The 24,386-nt window shown below is 50.9% G+C and carries 19 protein-coding genes and 1 pseudogene; 16 read left to right on the top strand and 4 right to left on the bottom strand.

Features of this window, described 5'->3' with window-relative positions; all coding sequences use genetic code 11:
* The coding region (locus L2I46_RS29840) for an IS1 family transposase (protein ID WP_140410632.1) at positions 1–62 on the top strand (62 nt) is incomplete at its 5' end.
* A 196-nt stretch (positions 63–258) separates the two neighbouring features.
* Here L2I46_RS29840 and L2I46_RS26105 read toward each other — a convergent pair.
* From L2I46_RS26105 to yegD, 3 genes are all read right to left on the bottom strand, one after another.
* Entirely contained in the window at positions 259–960 is a 702-nt protein-coding gene (locus L2I46_RS26105; RefSeq protein ID WP_012541069.1) for a response regulator transcription factor, read from the bottom strand.
* Between the two features lie 14 nt (positions 961–974).
* On the bottom strand, positions 975–2,807 hold the full coding sequence (locus L2I46_RS26110) for a sensor histidine kinase (RefSeq protein ID WP_236948341.1): 1,833 nt from the start codon (positions 2,805–2,807) through the stop codon (positions 975–977).
* Positions 2,808–3,347: 540 nt separating this feature from the next.
* Complete coding sequence (gene yegD / locus L2I46_RS26115) at positions 3,348–4,700, bottom strand: molecular chaperone (protein WP_236948322.1); 1,353 nt, start codon at positions 4,698–4,700, stop codon at positions 3,348–3,350.
* 135 nt (positions 4,701–4,835) lie between these two features.
* Here yegD and alkA point away from each other — a divergent pair.
* The 4 genes and pseudogenes from alkA (at position 4,836) to asmA (ending at position 9,109) form a co-directional block, all read left to right on the top strand.
* Positions 4,836–5,683, top strand: a pseudogene (gene alkA / locus L2I46_RS26120) (DNA-3-methyladenine glycosylase 2).
* A gap of 237 nt (positions 5,684–5,920) precedes the next feature.
* Positions 5,921–6,562 carry a uridine kinase gene (gene udk / locus L2I46_RS26125; protein WP_041146397.1) on the top strand — a complete coding sequence of 214 codons (642 nt, stop codon included), beginning with the start codon at positions 5,921–5,923 and terminating at the stop codon, positions 6,560–6,562.
* Between the two features lie 90 nt (positions 6,563–6,652).
* Positions 6,653–7,234, top strand: a complete 582-nt coding sequence (dcd, locus tag L2I46_RS26130; protein WP_045855745.1) for a dCTP deaminase — start codon at positions 6,653–6,655, stop codon at positions 7,232–7,234.
* A 27-nt stretch (positions 7,235–7,261) separates the two neighbouring features.
* Positions 7,262–9,109, top strand: coding sequence for an outer membrane assembly protein AsmA (gene asmA / locus L2I46_RS26135; protein WP_236948323.1), 1,848 nt, complete (start codon positions 7,262–7,264; stop codon positions 9,107–9,109).
* Between the two features lie 127 nt (positions 9,110–9,236).
* Here the strand turns inward: asmA and L2I46_RS26140 are convergent, their stop codons facing one another.
* Positions 9,237–10,823 (bottom strand): TerC family protein, encoded by a 1,587-nt coding sequence (locus L2I46_RS26140; RefSeq protein WP_236948342.1) that lies wholly within the window; start codon positions 10,821–10,823, stop codon positions 9,237–9,239.
* 146 nt (positions 10,824–10,969) lie between these two features.
* Here L2I46_RS26140 and L2I46_RS26145 point away from each other — a divergent pair.
* From L2I46_RS26145 to wbaP, 11 genes are all read left to right on the top strand, one after another.
* A protein-coding gene (locus L2I46_RS26145; protein ID WP_236948324.1) for an IS1 family transposase occupies positions 10,970–11,667 on the top strand; the annotation gives its coding sequence in 2 pieces (ribosomal slippage) (positions 10,970–11,219 and positions 11,219–11,667; 699 coding nt in all).
* A gap of 250 nt (positions 11,668–11,917) precedes the next feature.
* Complete coding sequence (gene galF, locus L2I46_RS26150; RefSeq protein WP_236948325.1) at positions 11,918–12,808, top strand: UTP--glucose-1-phosphate uridylyltransferase GalF; 891 nt, start codon at positions 11,918–11,920, stop codon at positions 12,806–12,808.
* Positions 12,809–13,267: 459 nt separating this feature from the next.
* Complete coding sequence (locus L2I46_RS26155) at positions 13,268–13,897, top strand: phosphatase PAP2 family protein (RefSeq protein ID WP_236948326.1); 630 nt, start codon at positions 13,268–13,270, stop codon at positions 13,895–13,897.
* Positions 13,898–15,147: 1,250 nt separating this feature from the next.
* Positions 15,148–15,375 (top strand): hypothetical protein, encoded by a 228-nt coding sequence (locus L2I46_RS26160; RefSeq protein ID WP_236948327.1) that lies wholly within the window; start codon positions 15,148–15,150, stop codon positions 15,373–15,375.
* A gap of 71 nt (positions 15,376–15,446) precedes the next feature.
* Entirely contained in the window at positions 15,447–16,097 is a 651-nt protein-coding gene (locus tag L2I46_RS26165; protein ID WP_236948328.1) for a YjbF family lipoprotein, read from the top strand.
* 35 nt (positions 16,098–16,132) lie between these two features.
* Positions 16,133–16,837: a capsule biosynthesis GfcC family protein gene (locus L2I46_RS26170; protein WP_236948329.1), complete on the top strand. Its 705-nt coding sequence runs from the start codon at positions 16,133–16,135 to the stop codon at positions 16,835–16,837.
* A complete protein-coding gene (locus tag L2I46_RS26175; protein ID WP_236948330.1) occupies positions 16,837–18,927 on the top strand; it encodes a YjbH domain-containing protein in 2,091 nt (696 codons plus the stop codon). Before L2I46_RS26170 ends, L2I46_RS26175 begins: the two co-directional genes overlap by 1 nt.
* Before the next feature lie 179 nt (positions 18,928–19,106).
* Positions 19,107–20,240 carry a polysaccharide export protein gene (locus L2I46_RS26180; protein ID WP_236948331.1) on the top strand — a complete coding sequence of 378 codons (1,134 nt, stop codon included), beginning with the start codon at positions 19,107–19,109 and terminating at the stop codon, positions 20,238–20,240.
* Between the two features lie 2 nt (positions 20,241–20,242).
* Positions 20,243–20,677, top strand: coding sequence for an arsenate reductase/protein-tyrosine-phosphatase family protein (locus L2I46_RS26185; RefSeq protein WP_236948332.1), 435 nt, complete (start codon positions 20,243–20,245; stop codon positions 20,675–20,677).
* A gap of 14 nt (positions 20,678–20,691) precedes the next feature.
* Entirely contained in the window at positions 20,692–22,863 is a 2,172-nt protein-coding gene (locus tag L2I46_RS26190; protein ID WP_236948333.1) for a polysaccharide biosynthesis tyrosine autokinase, read from the top strand.
* A 90-nt stretch (positions 22,864–22,953) separates the two neighbouring features.
* Entirely contained in the window at positions 22,954–24,381 is a 1,428-nt protein-coding gene (wbaP, locus tag L2I46_RS26195; RefSeq protein ID WP_236948334.1) for an undecaprenyl-phosphate galactose phosphotransferase WbaP, read from the top strand.
* The last annotated feature ends 5 nt before the right edge of the window (positions 24,382–24,386 follow it).

The raw sequence follows: 24,386 nt of genomic DNA on the forward strand, positions 1-24,386 counted from the left end.
GTTCAGTAGAGATCCACGAAAAAGTCATCGGGACGTTTATTGAAAAACACATGTTCTACTAATTGGAAGCATCACCCGTTTTGTTATATGTTTTCCTGTCCACTGAAAATCATACGACATCATCCTGATGTGCTAGCACTATAAGAAAGTTCTTAAGCGCGTCGTCAGTCTCATTCCTCTCATTTATCTCAGAAAATGAGAAAAATTAACACTTGCGAGTTATTCACACCCCGCGCAGCGGCCAGATCGCGCTTTCGATCAGGAAATAAACGCCAGTCCTTTGCCAAAGATCGCTCGTACGGGCAGGTGGATCCCTTGCTGGCGCGCCTTATGGCGCAGGCGGCTAATCACCACGTCGATGCGGTGCAGGTCAGGCTCGCTGTCGTGGGAAAACAGGCAGGCATGGAGATCCAGCTTGCTGCACACCTCGTTGCGATTGCGCATTAACAGCTCCACCAGACGGTACTCCTGCTGGGTTAACTCCAGCGTCCGGGCATCGGGAGAAATCAGTTTATCCTCATGCAGACGCCACAGTCCGGTGGCGGCGGATGACGCGGTGCCGGGCGCCTCCGACGGAAGGGCGGCGGGTCGATCCTGCTGCAGGCGGGCGCCAAGGGCGGTGAGGGTCTCCGCAAGGTGGGCGAAATTAACCGGCTTGATCAGGTAAGCATCGGCCCCAAGGCTGAGCGCCTGCAGTTTATCCTGCTGCTGGCCGCGGGCGCTGACCACCACCAGACCGTAGTGCCCCAGCTCATGCAGGTAGCTCAGCACGCTGAAGCCATCTTCCCCGGGAAGGCCGATATCAATCAGCACGATGTCCACCGGATGGCTGTGCAGTTGTCGCCAGAAGGCTTCGGCGCTGCGCGAGCCCCACACCTCGAAGCCGCGATAGCCCAGCCAGGCCAGCAGTTCATCCAGCAGATCGGCGTTATCTTCAATTATCGCCAGCCGTAAAGCCATACGTCGTTCTCCTCTTAAGCAACCGTGGGGAGGGTGAGAATAAAGGTGCAGCCGTCCGGGCCATGCTCGGCCAGCCACAGTTTGCCATCATGAGCCTGCATGATCTGACGTGCAACATACAGTCCGAGACCGGTGCCGCCCGGCACCGGCGACGTGTGCTCGCCGCGGCGGTAGCGCTCAAAGATCAGTTCCGCTTGCCCGTCGGGCAGGCCCGGGCCGTGGTCGCGAATGCGCAGCTCGGTATGCCCGGCTTCGGAGCGGATATCGATGGCGATTTCACCGGGGGGCGAATACTTCACCGCGTTATCCAGCAGATTGGCGATGGCGATGCACAGCAGGCCGGCATCGGCCTGCAGCTGCGGGCTTTCCACCGCGCCGTGATGGCGGATGTTCAGGTAATGGTCGTGGGACATGGCCACCACCGAGGCGGCCATGTTGAGCACCGACAGCAGGGCGGTCTGCTGGCGATCGACGTGCAGGTCGTGTGAGGCGAGCCGGGCGTCGGCAAGGCAGTTATCGGTGAGCTGCACCAGACGGGTGGCGGCGCGCCCGATGCGATCGAAGCGCGCCTCCTGGCTGGCCGAGGCGGCCGAGAGGCGGAGATTTTCCAGCGCTGCCTGGATCACCGCCAGCGGCGTGCGGAATTCGTGCGCTACCATGCCCATAAACTGTCGCTGATGGAAGCTGGCTTCACGCTCAATCTGCAACTCACGCGCCAGGCGCTGCTTCTGCTCAAGCTGGCGGTTTTCAGCGCGCACCCGCAGGATGGCAATGATCAGCACCGTAATGATGTGGACGATCAGCGCATACTGCCAGAGGGAATAGATCGCCATATGGAACGGGATTATCCCGTGGATAGACAACTGAACCAGCACCGCGGCGGCGACGTAGAACGGCGGCAGCAGACCCAGCAGCAGAGTGTTACGGTCGATGGCTTTTTTGCGCCACAGCCACCAGGAGGTGAACAGCAGCACCGGGGTGATAATGATGAAGATCACCCCTTCAATCTGCATCGCGAAGCCGTAAAACCCGAGCGGAATACTGACCTGCAGCACCAGGTTGAGGACCACTGCGGCGATCAGCTGCTGATGAAGCCGCGGCATATTCTTCTTCAAATCAAAAATCTCGCTGTGCAGCCAGAGGGCGGTGGCATAGCTGAACAGGGAGAGGCTGCTGATCATGAAGTCCTGGAACGGCAGCGCCGCGTGGCCGAAAAACCACTCCGGGAAGCCGTGCAGGGCAGCCACCAGCGGATAATTGAGCGAGAAAAGACAGATGCCCCACAGCAGACGCCGGCGCAGGGCCAGCGCCACGCCGCTGGCGACGACGGCCAGGCCGAAATAGAAGCTCCAGAAGGCGGTATCGATGGTGGCGGCCTGTACGAACTCCTCGGGGGAAGAGAGGGTCGCCAGCAGGATCAGGGTGCTGCTGCTCTGGAGATGGAAAACCACCTCGTATCCCGCAGGTCCCGGGGGCGGCGGAAAAATCAGTACGCTTTCGCGATAGTCGATATCGCTCTCCCTGGCCGGAGCATGGTCGCCGAACGTCTTGCGAATCCAGGGCGTAGCGCTGCCGGCCGGGCGGTAGAAGACCGTCAGGTTATCGACAAAGGATGGGCCAACCTGCAGCCAGCGCGGCTGGCCGGCGAAGTAAGAGGCCGGTAGGGTGGCCTTGAGCCGCCAGGCTTTGCGCGAGTAGCCAAAGGAGGGGATTTTGCGCAGCGGCTGCAGATCGCTCTCCGGCAGCGAGGCGAAGGTATCCACCGTCATCTGGCCGCCGGCGTCGACGAACCAGTAGAGGGGAATATCGATCCCCAGCTGGCGGGATTCAGCATGAGCCGGCGCCATCGTCTGGAGATAGCTAAATACGCCGCAGCAGACTAAAAAAAGGCACCTGAACCAGGCTACCGGCTTAGCCGTAGCAAAAATAGCGCACACGCGATCCAATCACGCCCCCTTGCGGCATTGATAACGATATTTTAAATAGCGCGACAGTGAATAACCGGCAGCGTAAATCCGCCGGTATCCCGGGGAAAAGTGCAGAGGTTTAGACGCGAAAACATTTTGCTGACCCGACAGAGAATATTCCAGCTTTATTTCAGTTCGTCATTTCTCTTTGTCATGACGGGCCGGAACCCTCGCGCCAGCGGCGCGGGCGGCCGGGTTTGCGTCATAGGGTATATCACGAATGGAAGAGGACGGGAGAGAGCATTTTGTGATAACAGGCGCCCGGACGGGCTGAGGATATCTCTTTTTAGCCGCCGATATGTCCGCTACCGCCAGCAGAATTATTTACCGCTGTCCGTACCAGGCGCTAAGCCGCCGCATATTAATAAATGATAATGTTCGATGACAGGGCGGCCGAAAGTCCGGCCGCCCGCAGCGGGGTTAGCTAAAGACCACCTGCGCCCAGCGGGCCAGACCGGCGGTGACCGAGCCAAAATCATCGCCACCGGCAACAGGAATGCCCGGCAGATGGGCCGCCAGCGCTTTCTTAATCAGCGGGGAGCGGGCGCTGCCGCCGGTCAGATAGATGACGTCCGGCGTTTCGCTGCTGCTGTCCAGCGCGAGCTGAACCTGCTCCATGATGCGCGCCAGCGGCTGATTCAGCGCGGCTTCCAGACCCTGCTGGCTGATGGCCGTCGCCAGGTCGGCGCTGATAAACGGCAGTCCGGCGGTGACGCTATCCTGCGCGGAGAGGGCAATCTTGCTCTCTTCGGCGCCGCGAACCAGGCGATAGCCGAGGCGCTGGCGCCACACCTTGGTCAGCAGCGCGACCTTCTCGCCATCGCGGGCATCGCGGACTAAATCGTTCAGCAGCCTGCCGTTGGCGCTGCTGTAGAAATCCGTTTGCGCCGGGACGTCGTTAATCGCCACCGCGTTCCACCACGGCAGAACCGGCAGGGCAATCCCCTTTTCGGTTTCGCCGCCCATGCCGAGCAGCGGCATCAGGCATTTAAAGGCGAGCGCGATATCAAGATCGTTCCCGCCGACGCGACAGCCGCTGTGTCCCAGCAGGCTTTGCTGGCGATCGGCCTTCTGACGCCACTCCGGGCCCATCAGCAGCAGCGAACAGTCGGTCGTACCGCCGCCGATATCGACAACCAGCACGCGTTTTTCCGCGCTGAGCGTGGCTTCGAAATCCAGCCCCGCAGCCACCGGCTCAAACTGAAACACCACGTCGCGGAACCCGGCACGCTGCGCCGCGCGTTCGAGGATCCCCTGCGCCTGGGCGTTAGCCTCATCGCCGCCGAGGCCCTGAAAGTTAATCGGCCGCCCGATGACCGCCTGGTCGATGGTTTCCTCCAGCTGGGTTTGCGCCTGCTGCTTAATATGGACCATCATGGCGCAGACCAGATCTTCAAACAGCGCGACCTGCTGCGGCTTCAGGCCGCTGGCGCCGAGGAAGGATTTCGGCGATTTGACGAAGTACACTTCCTCCGGGTCATCGACGTACTGATGCAGGGAGGCAAGGCCAAACTGCACGCTGTTGTCGAGAACCTCGATATCTTCCTCGCGGTTAAAGTTCATCGCGCGGCGCAGCAGCGCCTGATTTTCATCACCGTTGGTCGGGACGCTATGATGCCGGTAGAGCCACTCGCTGACCGCTTCGCGGGTCGGCGCAGAGAGCATTGAAGGCAGCAGCTTGCTGCCGTTTTCCAGCGTTAACAGCTGCGGAGTATTATCGCGCATTACGGCAACCGAACAGTTGGCGGTTCCGTAGTCAAAACCAATAAACATGACCTGAAAATCCCCATGCCAGTGAAGAAGGGGGGCGACTTTAGCGGATTGCTGCCACGGCGACAACTGGAATTTAAAAGCAAGGTACGGCATCCGCGGAGCGGCTATCATTGAGGCAATTCATCGGGAGAAATTATGACGCTATTACCCTGGCACCCGCCCTACGATGGGGAGTGGATACTCGGTTTTCTCGGCGCCCGCGCGGTTCAGGGAATCGAAACCTTTAGCGAAGGGCGCTATACCCGCAGCTTCTCTCTGGCAGGGCACCGCGGGCTGATAACAATCGCGCCGGACGCCATCGCGCAGGGGCTGCGGGTGACGCTATCCGAGGGGCTGCTGCCGGTCGCGGATGAGTGTCTGCGGCGCATGGCGCGCATGTTTGACCTCGCCTGCGACCCGCAGCAGATTGTGCACGCGCTGGGCCCGCTGGCGCTGGCGCGGCCGGGTCTGCGCTTACCCGGTTGCCTCGATGCCTTCGAGCAGGCGGTTCGGGCGGTGCTGGGGCAGCTGGTTAGCGTGGCGATGGCGGCCAGGCTGACGGCGAAGGTGGCGGCAGCCTTCGGCGAGCCGCTGGCCCAGGCGCCGGGATATTTTCTTTTTCCGTCGCCGCAGCGGCTGGCGCAGGCCGATCCGCAGGCGCTGAAGGCGCTGGGCATGCCTCTGCGGCGCGCCGAGGCGCTGGTTCACCTGGCGCAGGCTGCCATCAGCGGCGACCTGCCGCTGGCGGCGCCGCCCGATATCGCGGCGGGGATGAAGCAGCTGCAAACTCTGCCGGGCATTGGCCGCTGGACCGCGAGCTACTTCGCCCTGCGCGGCTGGCAGGCGAAGGATATTTTCCTCGCGGATGATTACCTGATTAAGCAGCGCTTCCCCACCATACGCCGGCGGGGATTGCGCGTTACGCCAGCCGCTGGCAGCCGTGGCGTTCCTATGCGCTGCTGCACATCTGGTACACCGAAGGGTGGAGCCCGGCGGCGGAATAGCCTAACGGGGCGCATAGCGCTGGTATCGCCGCGCTGAAGCCCCTATAATTGCCGCGTTTGACGCTAAAACGTCACCCTTCCTGTACATAAAATCATCCGAGATACGTCAAGGCGACGGGGAAGTGAATCCCCGGAAGCTGGCTAAAGTCAGCGACCGGAGCGCACGACGCAGCTAACGCCGGGCAGTTTGCAGGATGATGTGTATATACATCCAGGTTAATCAGGTCGCAAAAAGTTATGACTGATACGTCTCATCAGTGCGTCATTATAGGTATTGCCGGCGCATCGGCTTCGGGAAAAAGTCTTATTGCCAGCACGCTTTATCGCGAATTACGCGAGCAGGTTGGCGACGAGCATATCGGCGTTATTCCGGAAGACAGCTACTACAAAGATCAAGGTCATTTGTCGATGGAAGAGCGGGTTAAAACGAACTATGACCATCCCAGCTCGATGGACCATAGTCTGCTGTTCCAGCACCTGCAGATGCTGAAAAGCGGCCAGCCGATTGAACTACCGGTTTACAGCTACGTTGAGCACACGCGTATGCCGGAAACGATCCATATCGAGCCGAAGAAAGTGATTATCCTTGAGGGGATTTTACTCCTGACCGACGTGCGTTTACGCAATGAATTAAACTTTTCCATCTTCGTCGATACGCCGCTGGATATCTGCCTGATGCGGCGCATTAAGCGTGATGTTAACGAACGCGGCCGCTCGATGGATTCGGTGATGGCGCAGTATCAGAAAACCGTTCGTCCGATGTTCCTGCAGTTTATTGACCCTTCCAAGCAGTATGCCGACATCATTGTGCCTCGTGGCGGTAAGAACCGCATTGCGATTGATATTCTGAAGGCCAAGATCAGCCAGTTCTTTGAATAACACTAACGAATTGTGTAACGTGCAAAGAGAACCCATATTGCCCTTATCCCCGGAAGGTGTGAGGGCGCGATGCCTTAAAGGAGAAAGCTCATGCGTCTGTGCGACCGAGATATAGAAGCCTGGTTGGATGAGGGCCGGCTATCCATCAGCCCGCGTCCGCCCGTTGAGCGCATTAATGGCGCGACCGTCGATGTCCGTCTGGGCAATAAGTTCCGCACCTTTCGCGGCCACACGGCGCCGTTTATCGACCTGAGCGGGCCGAAGGCGGAAGTGACCGCGGCGCTGGATCGCGTGATGAGCGAAGAGATCGTGCTGCCGGAAGGCGAAGCGTTCTATCTGCATCCGGGCGAGCTGGCGCTGGCGGTAACCTTTGAGTCGGTCACCCTGCCTGCGGATCTGGTGGGCTGGCTGGACGGCCGTTCGTCGCTGGCGCGTCTGGGGCTGATGGTCCACGTAACCGCGCACCGTATCGATCCGGGCTGGTCAGGCTGCATCGTGCTTGAGTTCTATAACTCCGGCAAGCTGCCGCTGGCGCTGCGTCCGGGGATGCCGATCGGCGCGCTGAGTTTTGAACCGCTATCCGGCCCGGCGGCCCGTCCCTATAACCGCCGTGAAGACGCCAAATATCGCGACCAGCAGGGCGCGGTGGCGAGTCGAATCGACAAGGACTGATAACGTAAGCGGTGTACTGAGGGTGCCATGAGACGAATTCTGACAACGCTAATGATCTTGCTGGCGGTGGTAGTCGCCGGGCTAACCGCGTTGGTATTGCTGGTCAATCCCAACGATTTTCGTGCCTATATGGTGCATAAGGTGGCGGAACGTAGCGGTTATCAGCTCGAACTCGATGGCCCGCTGCGCTGGCATGTCTGGCCGCAGTTGAGCATTCTCTCAGGCCGTATGACGCTGATCGCGCCGGGCGCCGCTGAGCCGGTGGTGCGCGCGGACAACATGCGTCTTGACGTGGCGCTGATGCCGCTGCTTTCGCATCAGCTGCAGGTTAAGCAGGTGATGTTAAAAGGCGCGGTTATCCAACTGACGCCGCAGACCGAAGCCGTGCGCCGCCAGGATGCGCCAGTGGTCCCGCATGACAACACGCTGCCATTGGTGCCGGAAGATAACGGCTGGTCTTACGATGTCAGAAAGCTACAGGTGGCGGATAGCGTCCTGTTCTTCCAGCATGAAGACGGTGAGCAGGTCACGGTACGCGATATTCATCTGCAGATGGAGCAGGATGAAAATCACCACGCTACGCTCGATTTTTCCGGGCGGGTCAACCGTGACCAGCGCGACTTAGCGCTCTCTTTCTCCGCCGAGGTGCAGGGCGGCGACTATCCCCACTCTTTAAAAGCCGATATCTCCCAACTGAACTGGCAGCTGCGCGGTGCGGAACTCCCGGCCGACGGCGTCAGCGGGCAGGGTAGCCTGCAGGCGAGCTGGAAGGAAAATGAGAAAAAAATCAGCTTCGATAATCTCAACCTGACCGCTAACGGCAGCGCGATTAGCGGTGATGGCAGTGTGATATTAGGTGACCAGGCGGACTGGAAGCTCAATCTTCACACTACCGCGCTCGATCTCGACAGCCTGGTGATGCACAGTTCTCCGGCGACCGATGCGGGGGCTGTTCAGCAGGGACAAAGCCAGCCGCGACAGCTGCGCCCGGTGATTGCCGATAGCGATATTCAAAGCGATTATGCGAGTCTGCGCGGATTCAGTGCTCATCTGTCGCTGGTGGCCGACCAACTGCAGTGGCGGGGCATGAAGTTTACCCAGGTGAAAAGTGACATCACGAATCAACTGGGGCTGTTGACCATCAATCAGCTACAAGGTGAGCTGGATGGCGGCCTGATATCACTCCCCGGCCGCTTGGACGTGCGCGGCGATACTTCACAGGCTTCTTTCCAGCCCAAACTGGATAATGTCGAAATTGCGACCATCCTGAAAGCGTTTAATTATTCGCTGAATCTGACCGGGAAGCTCTCTTTAACCGGCGATTTTTCTGGTGAAAGAATTGATGCTGAGGATTTCCGTCGTCGCTGGCAGGGCGACGCTCAGCTGCGGATGAGCGATACCCGCACGGAAGGGCTTAACTTCCAGCAGCTGGTCCAGCAGGCGGTGGAGCGTAGCACCAACGTCCAGGCTCAGGAAAACTACGATAACGCGACGCGTCTGGATGCGATGAGTAGCGAACTGCAGCTGGCGCAGGGGCAGGTGACCCTGAAGAATTTGCAGGGGCAATCAGAGATGATGGCGCTGACCGGGCAGGGCGAGCTTAACCTGCTGAAAGAAAATTGCGATATGCACTTTAACGTCCGCGTGCTCGGGGGCTGGAAAGGTGAAAGCAAGCTTATCGACAAGCTCAAACAGACCGCGATTCCGCTGCGTATCTACGGTAAATGGCAGGAGCTAAGCTACAGCCTGCAGGTCGATCAGGTGCTGCGCCGGCAGTTGCAGGATGAAGCCAAACAACGCCTTAATGACTGGATGGAGCGCAATAAGAACACCCAGGACGGCAAAGACGTGAAGAAGTTGCTCGATAAGCATTAAGCCGCGTTGCTTATCTTGCATCTGTATGGCCCGGGTAGCGGTGCTCAGCGCCTTATCCGGGCAACTCGTATTAGCCTGGCCCCGGTTAGCGGTCGCGCAACCGGGGGAACGGCGTCACTGACTGGCATTACACTTCGTAATCGGTCTCATCATCTGGTGGCGGTGGCGGGATAATCTGTACCTTCTGGACCCGATGACTCTCGACCTGCAACGTCCGGACAATATACTCACCGACCTTGACCTCTTCGCCCGCTTCAGGGACATGCTGCAGATATTCCATCAACAGGCCGGCGATGGTGTGGTATTCGCGTTTATCATCCAGCGGCAGGGGAATAAACTGCACAAGATCGTCCAGCGGCATATGCCCGTTGGCCGTCCAGCTGCCGTCAGGGTTTTTGACAATGTCGTGCCGCGCATCAATCTCTTCCACTTCATTAGGCAAATTGCCGGCAATGGTTTCCATCACATCGCTCAATGTGATCAGCCCTTCGACGGAACCAAATTCGTCGGCCACGAACGCAAAGTGAGTGCGTGCATGACGAAACTGCTCCAGCGCGGGCAGAAGCGGGAGCGTTTCCGGGAACACAAGCGGCTGACGGAGCAGCACGCGCAGGTCCAGGGGTTCCCGGCGCAGGGACTGTTGCAGCAGGTCAACAATGTGGACCACGCCGAGCAAATCTTCTTCATTCTCGCCACCGGTCACGACCAGTCGGGTGTGCTGATTTTTCTCCAGCAGTTCGCGAATTTCTTCTTCCGGCGCGCTCAGGTCGATGTGTTCAATATCGTGGCGTGAGGTCATGATACTGCTGACGGTGCGCTGGTTAAGGTTTAACACCCGCTCAATCATCCGACGCTCCTGGGGATTAAAAAGCGGATGATCTTGCTCGCTGACCATCAGTGCAGCAGTATCGCTGCCGGGGTCGGCATTTTCCCTGTGCCCGCTAAGCAGCGTCATGACCGCCGCCGTGGTCCGCTGGCGCAACGTCAGGTTAGCAGAGAGAAAACGACGGCGGTTGAAAAGCGCCAGTTGATTAAGTGATTCGATAATGACGGAGAAACCAATGGCGGCATACAGATAGCCTTTGGGGATCGGGAAGCCAAATCCTTCAGCGATCAGGCTGAAACCTATCATCAGCAAGAAGCTAAGACATAAAATGACGATGGTCGGGTGGCTGTTAACAAAGCGTGTCAATGATTTGCTGGCAAGCAGCATCAGACTCATGGCGATAATCACCGCGGCCATCATCACCGCCAGATGATCCACCATACCGACGGCGGTGATCACCGAGTCGAGGGAGAAGATGGCATCGAGCACCACAATTTGCGCGACGACGCCCCAGAACCTTGCCCCTTTGCGCTGAACAGGGTTATCGCTGTCTTTGCCTTCCAGGCGTTCATTTAGCTCTACCGTGGCTTTAAACAGCAGGAATAGTCCGCCAAACAGCATAATCAGATCGCGGGCGCTAAAGCTGAGGTCATGGTAGGTGAACAGCGGTTTTGTCAGGGTCACCAGCCAGGATATCGAGGCGAGCAACAGCAGGCGCATCACCATCGCCAGCATCAGGCCGATAACACGCGCACGGTCACGCTGAGCCGGAGGGAGCTTTTCGGCGAGGATGGCGATAAAAACCAGATTATCAATACCGAGAACCAGTTCAATAACCACTAACGTTACGAGACCGGCCCATATCGAGGGGTCGGCAATCCATTCGATCATGTGTTAAACCTGCATCACAAAAAAGTGTCATTGATCGATCATGGATAAGCGTTTTCGAAATTGCAATCTATTCCCGTCAGGGAATGTGGGTAATGGTGCCAACTTACTGATTTAGTGTACAATGGTGTTTTTGAGGTGCTTACGTGGCTTCAATTCCCATCAGTTGTCCCACCTGTTCAGCTACCGAAGGCGTGGTGCGTAACGGTAAAAGTACTGCCGGACATCAGCGCTATCTCTGCTCTCACTGCCGTAAAACATGGCAGCTACAGTTCACTTACACCGCCTCTCAGCCCGGTACACACCAGAAAATTATTGATATGGCCATGAATGGCGTCGGATGTCGCGCCAGTGCACGCATTATGGGCGTTGGCCTCAACACGATTTTACGACACTTAAAAAACTCAGGCCGCAGTCGGTAAACTCACGCATACAACCGGGCAGTGACGTCATTGTTTGCGCGGAAATGGACGAACAGTGGGGTTACGTCGGCGCTAAATCACGCCAGCGCTGGTTGTTTTACGCGTATGACAGGATACGGAGGACGGTTGTGGCGCACGTATTCGGTGAACGCACGCTGGCCACGCTGGAGCGTCTTCTGAGCCTGCTGTCGGCCTTTGAGGTCGTGGTATGGATGACGGATGGCTGGCCGCTGTATGAATCACGCCTGAAGGGAAAGCTGCACGTTATCAGCAAGCGTTACACTCAGCGCATTGAGCGACATAACCTGAATCTGAGACAACATCTGGCAAGGCTGGGACGGAAGTCACTGTCGTTCTCAAAATCGGTGGAGCTGCATGACAAAGTCATCGGGCATTATCTGAACATAAAACACTATCAGTAAGTTGGAGTCATTACCCAGAATTTGAGGGTGAAAGCCAAAGGTATGTATAGAGAAAATAAATCATGAGAATTTTCTCAAAACGACCTGTCAGTCTTTATAGTTTGAGTGTATTCTCAAATTAAACATGCAGTTTCAGAATTTTGCGAGAAGTCGTTCGGACCGCAAACTGGTAATATCACATATTGATGTCGGAGATGCTTGCAGACTGACCGATATCGAGAGATTTATCACTAAATGGGTGGATAAGAGCATGGCAAGTTTGAAAGCAGTGATTCCAGTAGCCGGATTGGGGATGCATATGTTACCGGCCACCAAAGCGATCCCGAAGGAGATGCTGCCCATCGTCGATAAACCGATGGTTCAGTACATTGTCGACGAGATTGTGGCGGCAGGCATCAAGGAGATTGTACTGGTTACCCACTCGTCTAAGAATGCCGTGGAAAACCATTTCGATACCTCCTACGAGCTGGAAGCCTTGCTCGAGCAGCGTGTCAAACGTCAGCTGCTGGCTGAGGTACAGGCAATCTGTCCGCCGGGCGTGACCATCATGAACGTACGCCAGGCGCAGCCGCTAGGGCTGGGGCACTCGATCCTGTGCGCCCGCCCGATTGTTGGCGATAACCCATTTGTTGTCGTGCTGCCAGATATTGTGCTGGACGATGCCAGCGCCGATCCGCTGCGCTATAACCTTGCAGCAATGGTCGCTCGCTTTAACGAAACCGGACGTAGCCAGGTGCTGGCGAAGAGAATGGAAGGCGATCTGTCAGAGTATTCCGTTATTCAGACTAAAGATCCGCTGAATGTCGAAGGACAAATCGGCCGTATCGTCGAGTTTATTGAAAAACCTGACGAACCGCAGACGCTGGACTCCGATCTGATGGCCGTCGGGCGCTATGTGCTGTCCGCAGATGTGTGGACAGAGCTGGAAAAGTTGCAGCCAGGCGCATGGGGACGGATCCAGTTGACGGATGCTATTGCTGAGCTGGCTAAAAAGCAGGCTGTCGATGCCATGCTGATGACCGGCGACAGCTATGACTGCGGTAAAAAAATGGGCTATATGCAGGCTTTTGTTAATTACGGACTGCGTAACCATAAAGAAGGCAATAAATTCCGCGAGAGCATCAAGAAGTTGTTGGCGTAAATAGCGCGTCAATATTCGCGAAAGTATGAAAATGTAGGGTTTACAGAAGTATGAGGCGTATAGATTGAGCGCGTGGCATGCTTCTGTAAACAGGTTTATTGTTAATTTTTTAGTTAACCATTAAAAATCATGTGGTTATTATTGGTGGTGACCGTTATTTCACCAGCGCAAAATTAATAACTTCAGAGACATCTGGTTGCGCGATCCGCTCAATCAGGATGCAATGGTCGGAGTAGCACAAGTTTCATGATGACTAATAATCACTTAGTGAGAATTTTCTCAGAAAAATAGAAAGCCGTTGGTTGTCATAACAAAATAAAACTTGACTGAGGTCATACTTACGCATTAAACAACGGTAATGCATGCATAAAAATGTGAAGTTGCCGGATGTGTATGCCCATACCGGGGGCGTGGATAAAGACGTATCGGACTGGAGAGATCTCAAAGGATGAAGAATTAATGAACTGGCAGTGGGTGTCTTTTTTTGGCGATAGTACCGTGCTATTACCCAGCGCGGCAGCATTGTTCGTCGTTTTACTTCTGCGCAGGCCCTCCAGACTTTTAGCCTGGCAGTGGGGACTACTGTTCGGGATCACCGGCGCCATCGTTTGTGCATCGAAGCTGGCCTTTATGGGGTGGGGCATGGGCATTCGCGAGATTGACTTCACTGGGTTCAGCGGGCATACCGCACTTTCTAGCGCTTTCTGGCCAATATTCCTGTGGTTACTTTGTGCCCGCGGCACGGCATCACTGCGTCTGGCCGCTATCGCAGCGGGCTATGTCGTCGCCGGTCTGGTGGGGTACTCCCGCTTAGCGATCCACGCACATTCAACATCGGAAGTGGTGGCTGGTCTGCTGTTGGGGGCCTGTGGAAGCGCGCTGTTCTTGTTGGTTCAACGACGGACATCATGTGCCGTTAATGCTCAGCTTTCATGGGGAAGCGTATTGAGCCTGATTATCGTCCCTATCGTACTTCTGAATACTGGAACCAAAGCACCGACTCAGTCTTTACTGGGGGAGATTGCTGTCAGGCTTGGACCGCTGGAAAAGCCCTTTACCCGAGCAGATCTCCATCAACGAGTATACTGAGCATTTGTTAACATCGAATGACATCTGTGAGATTAATAGATTTCAGCGTTACCGTTAAATCTTCATATTGATGAAATAAATAGTTGTTATGTCATTCTGAATGCTTTTAACGAGAATAGTGATGACGATGATGCTTGTGAGAAGAATCCTAAATAGCTGCATGGGTCTGCATTTTAAAAAATATAAAATTTGTCAAGTGCAATAACCCTGGGGTAAGTATTAATTTTTGTAGTTGACTTATGAATATAGGGTTGTTTTTTTTGTTCTGGCTGAGTGTGTTAAAGTCATTAAAAACAGGGTTTTACGAATGCTTTCTGGCTTCGTGCGCTTATGGCATTCAGTTCCAACTCAATATCATTGAATAATCTTATTGAATGACAACCACTTGTCGGATGAGTCACTTTATATTGTTTTTATGCGTGAATAAGTGTCATTTACACTGCCATTTTACAGCAGAATCTCGTAAACTTGATGCCGCGGAAATAGCTGATTATTAATCAGGCAGGCATTAAGCCAATCAAAATAGCTAACTAAGAAGTACAGTGCATTGGTAGCTGTTAAGCCAAGGGCGGTAGCGTCTCTGGAACAACGAATAACCGTAGTAACCCTATCGCATATATGACTAAGTATTTGGCAGACCAAATATCCACCACGTATGAGGTGGCGTGTTAAGTTAAAACAGACAGATTTCTGGCTGTTTTTTGAACCCGGCCAACAGCTGTCGGGTACAGAACCCGATGCATGCGAGCCGCATGAATGAGAGCCACATGTGCGGTTTCAAATGGGTCAATAATTGGCCCATTTCTTCTACAAATACAGTAGATAGCACCTATCCGGTGCATTTTCAGACTTTATCCGTTTCTGTTGTTAATTTAACCAGTCAGGTGTTCAGTTGCTCTCGTATCCTGTCAGACCTTGATATCTATAAACAACTTATAATTCAGTTGGTTAACTTAGGTTTCTGAATGATAAAGCAATGATCAAGTTCCTTGAACGCTAAATATGGGGGCTCGGTATAAGGAATGCACGGTGTTGGAGATTATTATCATAAATATTTTGGCTGGTTTAATTAATGCACTGATTTTTAAATGAAAAAAAATATTGCCAGATCATTGCATTTTTCCCGTAATGTAAAAAAGCTTTATAATCAGTCATTTTTGTTGTGTTTTTTGTGTTTTATTTATGCAGTTCGTTGAGCTATTGTAATAGTTCGTGTAAGTCTTTTTTTCATCCAATGATAAGGAGTCATTATGAAGAAAACTATGGGTGTATTAGCGGTGTTGATGCTGGCAGGCGCGTCAATGAGTGCCTCAGCTGCTCCGACTGATACTTCTTCGATGAGTACTGGTAGCACAACGATGATTGGCGTTGGTGTAGGTGTGGCTGTTGCTGCAGGGATCGCGGTTGCCATGGCTGCCAACGATAACAACTCAAGCAGCAATACCAGTACTACGACCACAACAGCAACATCCCGCTAAGTAGTCATTTAATTTATAACCACACGCAAGTGTGGTTATTTTTCATTACTCTTCTGTGCAGGGTATCTCTTGTGCGCTATCTCACGCTGCTGCTTTGTCTACTGTGTTTACAGGCTTGTACACCGTCCCAACGTAGTGTTGGGGATACTTTTAAACAGGCATTGTTCGGTCAGGATGATGTCACCATTTCTGATGCTAAGATCGCCAGTCTGCCTGCTCCGTATGGCAGTATTTACCTTCGTCTTCCTCAGGTCCCCCGGATGTATGTTGCAGGCTATCATGAGAATGGTCTGGACTATTGGGTGACCAGCGATCAGGTTGTGTTTGTCACGCAAAATGGGCGTCTGATGAAATCTCTTGGCTACCGGGATAATCTGTTAGCGGTCTCCAACCAGCAGCAGGACCCACTGCTGCGTGCGAAAGCGCTACGTGACGGCGCGAGCTGGACCCGCACGGTACGCTGGACGGAGAAAGGCAATCCACTCTCTTCTGTAGTGACATCGCGTTTTAGCCAGCAGGGCAGTGAAGTCCTCAACCTGGCTGGGAAGGCGGTCGCCTGTCAGATCTGGCAAGAAGATGTCTCGCTACAAGCCACCGGTGACAGTTGGAAAAACACATTTTGGGTAGATGCTTCCACGGGACAGGTACGTCAGAGCAAGCAGATGCTTGGTGCAGTATTACCTGTTGAAATCAGCCTTCTGAAAGCGACATTGCCACAATGAAAATAATAACGAGCGTAGTTGGACTGTGCGGATTAATGTCAGTTGCCTCGGCGAGCGTGATGGCTGACGGGAACGTTGTGATCTATTCACCAGGGGGAGGGCATAGTCAGGTCGTCAATCAGGTGAAGGACCTGCGTCAGTTAGTGAACGATCCGGCATTTGGCAAGTATCAACCCAATATGGTTATTGCCACCCCTACAGCTACACAACTGGCAAACCAGAAATTTCAGCAGACGCTAACTCGCCTGCGTGGCTGGGCGAGTCATGAAGAAGGGGAACGTGCTGCAGCCATTAACCTGGTCATTAATCAACTCAAAGATATAAAAGTGACGGGTAGACAATTTACCTCTCTCGATCCGGCATTAGTGAACAATAATAATAAAGCCAACCGGACACTGAGCGGTGATTACAGCCTGTATCAGGCATCAGAATCTAAATCAGTTACCTTGCTTGGTCCTGTTAGCGGCGCCGGCAAACTGGTGTGGCAACCTGGTCGCCAGGTCAGTGAATATCTTGATGGCCATGATTATTTATCCGGAGCAGAACCCAGTCAGGTCACCGTGATTGATGCGGATGGAAGTGTGCGCAGCGCGCCAGTCGATTACTGGAACAGGCGACATGTTGAACCGCAGCCAGGCAGCATTATTCTGGTTGAATTTGCTGCGCGAGCTTTGCCCGATGGTGACGAAGATCTGAATCGGGAAATCATCTCAATTCTCACGCATCGGATGCCTAATTAATGAAAAGAGACTTCCTTCTTAGTTTACTAACCGTTTCTGTTGCGTTTGCTTGTCATGCTGAAGAAGCTGAAACTTATCCGCAACCTCTGGGACCTTCTCAATCGGATTTTGGTGGTGCGGGCCTGATGCAGACCCCCACCGCACGTATTCCGAAAGAAGGGGAAATTAGCGCCAACTTTCGAAATAACGATCAGTACCGTTTCTATTCTGTCTCCATCGCGATGTTCCCATGGCTGGAGACAACGCTTCGCTATACCGATGTGAGAGATCGCCTTTATAGCAACGACCCCAGCTTCAGCGGCAGCCAAAGCTATAAAGACAAATCATTTGATATCAAGCTGCGCTTATGGGAAGAGAGCCGCTACCTCCCGCAGGTAGCCTTCGGCATGCGTGATATCGGCGGAACGGGTTTGTTTGACAGCGAGTATTTGGTTGCCAATAAATCGTACGGGCCTTTTGATTTCTCCTTGGGGGTTGGTTGGGGCTATATCGGTAACAGCGGCAATATTACCAATCCCTTCTGTTCGTACAGTGATAAATACTGTGAACGTTCAACAAGCCACTCTACTGGGGATTTTAACTTTAGCGATACCTTCAAAGGGCCTGCTGGCGTATTTGGTGGTGTTTCATGGCAGACGCCATGGCAGCCGCTGCGACTGAAACTAGAATATGACGGCAATGACTATCGTGATGATTTTGCCGGGCAGTTGCCTCAAAGTAGCAAGTGGAACTGGGGGATGGTGTACCGACTCACTGACTGGATGGATATGAATGCCAGCTATGAGCGCGGAAACACCTTTATGTTTGGTTTTACGCTGCGTATGAACGCTAATGACCTACGTTCATTCCAGCAGGACCCGAAGCCGGCGTACCAACCTGAAGAGCAGGCTCCTCATGCTGTGCAGTATAGTGTTGCGGCACATCAGCTACGTGAACTGGAAGACACTGCCGGGTTGAGTGGCCCGCGTGTGGAGATTAAGGGTGATACCCTGAGAGCAAGCGGGGAACAGGATAAATACCTGAATACCCAAAACGGGGTGGATCGCGCGAATCTGATCATGGTGAATGATTTGCCGGCCAACGTGAAGACTCTGGATGTCACGCAATCCCGCTTTGGAATTCCGCTGGTGAGTACACGTACGGACGTTGCCAGTTTACGACAGCAGCAGGAAGGTTACCCGCTGGGCCAGGAGCAACCACTGCGCCAGCAGCGTGTGGAACCTGACACAACTCAAGGTCAGGGCTTCTATAAGGATAAAGACCGTCTGGATTACAGCATTCGTCCGGTATTACGCCAGTCGGTAGGGGGGCCTGAAAGCTTCTACATGTACCAGATTGGTGTGGTAGGCGATGCCAGCTACTGGCTGACCAATCACTGGCTGGTTGAAGGAAGCGTTTTCGCCAACTTCGCGAACAACTACGACAAATTTAATTATGACGGCGCACCTTCTGATTCAAGCTTGCCGCGTGTACGTACCCATATTCGTGACTATGTGGCAAATGATGTTTATGTCCAGTCGCTACAAACCAACTATGTGCGCTCTTTGGGTAATAATTTCTACGGCCAGATTTACGGCGGCTACCTGGAAATGATGTACGGCGGGGTGGGGGCAGAACTGCTCTATCGCCCGCTGGATGCGGACTGGGCAGTGGGAATCGATGGTAACTACGTGAAACAGCGCGACTGGGACAATATGATGCAGTTCACGGATTACAAAGTTGCCACTGGTCATTTAACGGGTTACTGGCGGCCTTGGTTTGCGGACGATATATTGTTAAAACTCAGCCTGGGGCAGTATCTGGCGAAGGACAAAGGCGCAACGTTAGATGTCTCGAAGCGCTTTGATAGCGGGATTGTCATTGGCGCTTATGCCACACAGACCAACGTGTCGAAAGAAGAGTATGGAGAAGGTTCCTTTACTAAAGGGTTCTATATCTCGATTCCACTGGATCTGATGAGTACTCAGCCTACCCGCAGCAGGCCAACCATTAGCTGGACACCACTGACGCGTGACGGTGGTCAGATGTTGGGCCGGCAGTATCAACTGTATGATATGACTTCTGACAGGGAGAAACCGATTGCTCCTTAATGCAGTACTGGCTGAAGGTAAAACAGATGAGTACCCGTGTTGCCTGAGGTAAGAAAGCGAATTCAGATGTGAGTATTTTGGGGCATTATAACGCACCTTGTGCGGGTTAATGAATCTTGGTCTTTGTCCGCGCACGTCGGTCAGAGCATTAAAATAGAATAATTGATGGTAGATGTATCATGGAAAGACGATTTTTAAAGATAAGCGGACTGGCCTTAGCGCTTGGTCTGTTAAGTGGATGCACAATCGTTCCAGGGCAGGGGCTTGGAACCTGGAATAAAGATGTCATTAAGCCCACTGACAGTGATTACGACATCGGGCAGTTGGTTAATGTTTATCCCATGACGCCAAGTGTTATTGAGCAATTGCGCCCGGCAACGGCGATAGCGCAGCCCAATCCACAACTGGATAATCTGCTTAAGAGCTATGAGTATCGTATTGGTGTGGGCGATGTGTTGATGGTGACGGTGTGGGATCACCCGGAACTGACTACGCCTGCTGGTCAATACCGTAGCGCCAGCGATACCGGTAACTGGGTTAACTCCGATGGCACCATTTTCTACCCTTACATCGGCAAAGTGCAGGTGGTTGGCAAAACGTTAGCGGAAGTCAGGCAGATCATTGCCAGTCGGTTGACGACTTACATTGAGAGCCCACAGGTAGATGTTAGTATTGCCGCTTTCCGTTCACAAAAAGCCTATGTTACGGGCGAAGTAGTGAAGTCTGGCCAGCAGCCGATTACCAATATTCCGCTGACTGTGATGGACGCGATTAATGCTGCAGGTGGCCTTGCTCCGGATGCAGACTGGCGTAACGTCGTACTTACACATAATGGTAAAGACACCAAAATATCACTATATTCATTGATGCAGAAAGGTGACCTAACCCAAAACCATATGCTTTATCCTGGCGATATTCTGTTTGTCCCACGTAATGACGACCTGAAAGTTTTCGTTATGGGTGAGGTGGGTAAACAGAGCACCATGAAGATGGACCGCAGTGGGATGACCCTGGCAGAAGCATTAGGTAATGCAGAGGGGATATCTCAAGCATTTAGCGATGCTACCGGTGTGTTTGTCATCCGTCAGTTGAAAGGTGATAAGCAAGGCAAAATTGCGAATGTTTACCAGTTAAATGCGCAAGATGCATCGGCGATGGTATTAGGAACTGAATTCCAATTACAACCGTATGACATTGTATATGTGACTACTGCACCGTTGGTTCGTTGGAATCGGGTGATATCGCAACTTGTGCCGACTATTACTGGGGTACATGATATGACAGAAACCGTTAAATTCGTCAAGGATATGTAATCATGTTTGATTCTATTCTTGTTGTATGCACAGGAAATATCTGCCGTTCTCCGATTGGAGAACGCTATTTGCGAAATTTATTACCTGATAAAAAAATCGACTCAGCGGGCACTGGTGCACTTATTGAGCATGCGGCTGATAATAGTGCGATCAAGGTTGCTCATATTCATGGATTGTCTCTAGAGGGGCATCATTCTAGGCAATTTACATCATCACTTGGGCGCCAGTACGATTTGATATTAGCTATGGAAAAGTCCCATATCGAGCAAATAGGGCATATAGCACCTGAAGTTAGGGGAAAAACGATGCTATTCGGTCATTGGATGGAACAACGGGATATACCTGATCCTTATCGTAAAAGTGACGAAGCCTTCATATCAGTTTATAAACTTATTGAACAAGCCAGTAAACTTTGGGCCCAAAAGTTAGGTGCATAATTCAGGAAAATCGCATGTCATCACTTACAAACAAAGCTATATCAAAAGATGCGGATGAAATTGATTTAGGTCGCCTGATCGGTGAATTTATAGATCATCGCAAACTCATTATTGCTGTTACTTCTCTCTTTACATTAGTCTCATTAATTTATGCCATTTTTTCAACACCAATATACCAGGCGGATGCTTTAATTCAGGTTGAACAGAAACAGGCGAATGCAATACTTAGCAATCTTAGCCAAATGCTCCCAGATAGCCAACCTCAATCAGCCCCAGAAATTGCATTAATTCGTTCAAGAATGATATTGGGAAAAACAGTTGATGATCTTAACCTGCAGGCGAGGGTAAAACAGAGATACTTCCCTCTATTAGGACATGGCTTTGCACGTTTATTGGGTGATAAGCCAGGTGTCTTATCTATTTCGCGGTTGTATATACCAGGAAGTGACAATGATATTCCTGAACTATTACTAACTGTCAAAGATAAGAATAATTTTCATGTCTCTATAAATGGAATTAACCTCAATGGAAAAGTTGGAGAATTAGTTGATGAACAGGGCATTTCGCTAAAAGTTGACGAAATTAACGCAAAGGCAGGGACCGAGTTTTCTATCGCATATGTGAGTCGATTGAAAGCTGTAGCCGATCTTCAGGACGATATAGTGGTAGCTGATCAGGGAAAAGATACCGGCATGCTAACGCTTTCTCTAACAGGTGATAATCCAGTTTTAATTGAACGTATTGTTAATAGTATCAGTGAAAACTATTTGGCTCAAAATATTGCACGACAGGCAGCGCAAGATGCGAAAAGTCTGGATTTTCTAAGTAAACAACTACCACAAGTTCGTAGTGATTTGGACAATGCTGAAGATAAATTAAACCAATATCGTAGAAAGAGCGATTCTGTTGATTTATCGCTTGAGGCAAAATCTGTTCTTGACCAAATTGTTAATGTCGATAATCAGCTTAATGAGATAACTTTTCGTGAGTCTGAGATATCGCAACTTTATACCAAGGAACACCCGACGTATAAGGCATTAATGGAAAAAAGAAAGACGCTACAGGATGAGAAATCTAAGCTTAATAAGCGAGTGTCTGCTATGCCGAAAACGCAGCAGGAGATATTGCGTTTGAGTCGAGACGTTGAGTCTGGCCGAGCTGTTTACATGCAATTATTAAATCGTCAACAAGAGTTAAATATAGCGAAATCCAGTGCAATTGGTAATGTGCGTATTATTGACACCGCTGTAACTCAACCTAAACCAGTAAAGCCAAAGAAAGTACTCATTATCTTAATTGGTATTATATTAGGAGTAATGGTCTCTGCAGGGGTTATATTTTTTAGAGCTCTTTTGCGGAAAGGCATCGAAACCCCCGAGCAACTGGAAGAGATGGGCATTAACGTCTACGCAAGTATCCCAGTTGCCGAGACATTCGGTAAAAATAGTTCGCTGAAAAATAAGAGGGATAAAAGATCTCTTAATGATATTCCGAGTTTTCTAGCAGTTGATAACCCTGCGGACCTTGCAATTGAAGCTATTCGTGGGTTGCGTACAAGTCTCCATTTTGCCATGATGGAGTCGCGCAATAACGTTTTAATGATATCCGGTGCTAGCCCAAATGCAGGTAAAACGTTTGTATGTTCAAATCTAGCAGCTATTATAGCGCAGACTGGGAAAAAAATATTATTTATTGATACAGATATGCGTAAGGGTTATAGCCATAAATTATTCCATGCTGATAATAATAATGGTCTATCGGATATACTATCGGGGAAAATTGAAATCACTAACGCAATAAAAAACATTCCTAGTGCTGGGTTTGATTTTATATCTCGTGGAATGGTGCCGCCTAATCCGGCTGAACTACTAATGCATAAACGATTTGGCGAACTTATTGAGTGGTCAAGCCAGCATTACGATATGGTTGTTATCGATACACCGCCAATTTTAGCTGTAACTGATGCGGCGATTATAGGTAACTATGTCGGAACTACACTTCTTATTGCGCGCTTCGAGCAGAATACAGTAAAAGAAATTGAAGTCAGTATTAAGCGTTTTGAGCAAAGTGGAATTGTTGTGAAAGGTTGTATCTTAAATGGTGTAGTGAAAAAAGCTAGCACTTATTATGGCTACGGATATAGCCACTATGGCTATTCTTATTCAGATAACAAAAAGGATTCATGATAATCTTTTCGGCCCTATAACCATATAGGGTCATCATCATCGTTTAAACTTTATTAATTCTTCATAATCAGTATGTAAGTTGAGGGGATTATGACGCATTTTGCAAAAAATGTCACTTGTAGTGTGGCATTAGCGTTAACTGATTTTATTAGTTTCGTATTATCACTGTATTTGTCGCTTGGTGTATTGTCTATTACATTAAGTCAATTTAATGAGCGTGTACCAGATGAACAAATTAGTGGATGGATAGGTCTGCATTGGTTATTAGGTATTTGTTGTGTTGCTTGGTATGGTATTCGTTTACGTCATTATTTTTATAGAAAAACATTTTGGTTTGAATTAAAAGAAATATTAAGAACTTTGGTTATTTTTGCAGTTATCGAAATGGCTGTTATGGCTTTTGCTAAATGGTATTTATCTCGGTATGTGTGGTTATTAACCTGGACTTTTGCTGCGGTTTTAGTACCATTATTTCGTGTAGGTTCTAAATGGGTGTTAGATAGATTTGGGTTCTGGTTACGTGATACTTGGATAATTGGTTGTGGAAAAAATGCATGTGAAGCATATAAAGCAATAAATAGTGAACATAATCTTGGGTTGCATGTTATTGGATTTATATCTACAGATGTAAAACAAATAATACATGAACAAATTAAAGGGACTAAAGTAATTGTTGCAGATAGTCAGTGGCTTTCTACTATAGATAAACGTACTCAGTTTATTGTCGCAGTAGAGACATATGAAAGTGATGTCCGCAACCGTTGGTTACGTGAATTTATGATAAAAGGTTATCGCTATGTTTCAGTAATACCAACCTTGCGTGGAGTACCTTTAGATAGTACTGATATGTCATTTATATTTAGTCATGAGGTAATGATTTTTCGCGTACAACAGAATTTAGCAAAATGGTCATCACGAATTATTAAACGAGCATTTGATATAGTGGGGGCTATCGGAATTATTTTTATGCTTTCTCCTTTACTGTTTTATATTAGTCGGAAAGTAAAAAAAGATGGCGGTCCTGCAATCTACGGCCATGAACGAGTAGGTATAAATGGAAAGAAATTTAAGTGCTTAAAGTTTCGCTCTATGGTTATTAATTCTAAAGAGGTACTAGAACAACTGTTAGATGCAGATCCTGAAGCTCGTGCTGAGTGGGATGCCACCTTTAAGTTAAAAAATGATCCGCGTATTACAAAAATCGGAGGTTTTCTACGTAGAACTAGTCTGGATGAATTACCTCAGTTATTTAATGTCTTAAAAGGAGAAATGAGCCTCGTTGGTCCGCGACCGATTATTACTGCTGAACTGAAACGTTATAATGATGAAGTGGATTATTATCTTCTTAGTAAACCTGGCATGACAGGACTATGGCAAGTAAGTGGACGTAGTGATGTAGATTATGATACTCGTGTCTATCTGGACGCGTGGTATGTAAAAAACTGGTCTATGTGGAATGATATAGCAATCTTATTTAAGACAATTGGTGTTGTTTTGAAAAAAGATGGTGCTTATTAACCTGT

The organism is Klebsiella sp. 2019SCSN059 (assembly GCF_021739525.1).
In the GTDB taxonomy this organism is placed as follows: Bacteria; Pseudomonadota; Gammaproteobacteria; order Enterobacterales; family Enterobacteriaceae; genus Klebsiella; species Klebsiella quasipneumoniae.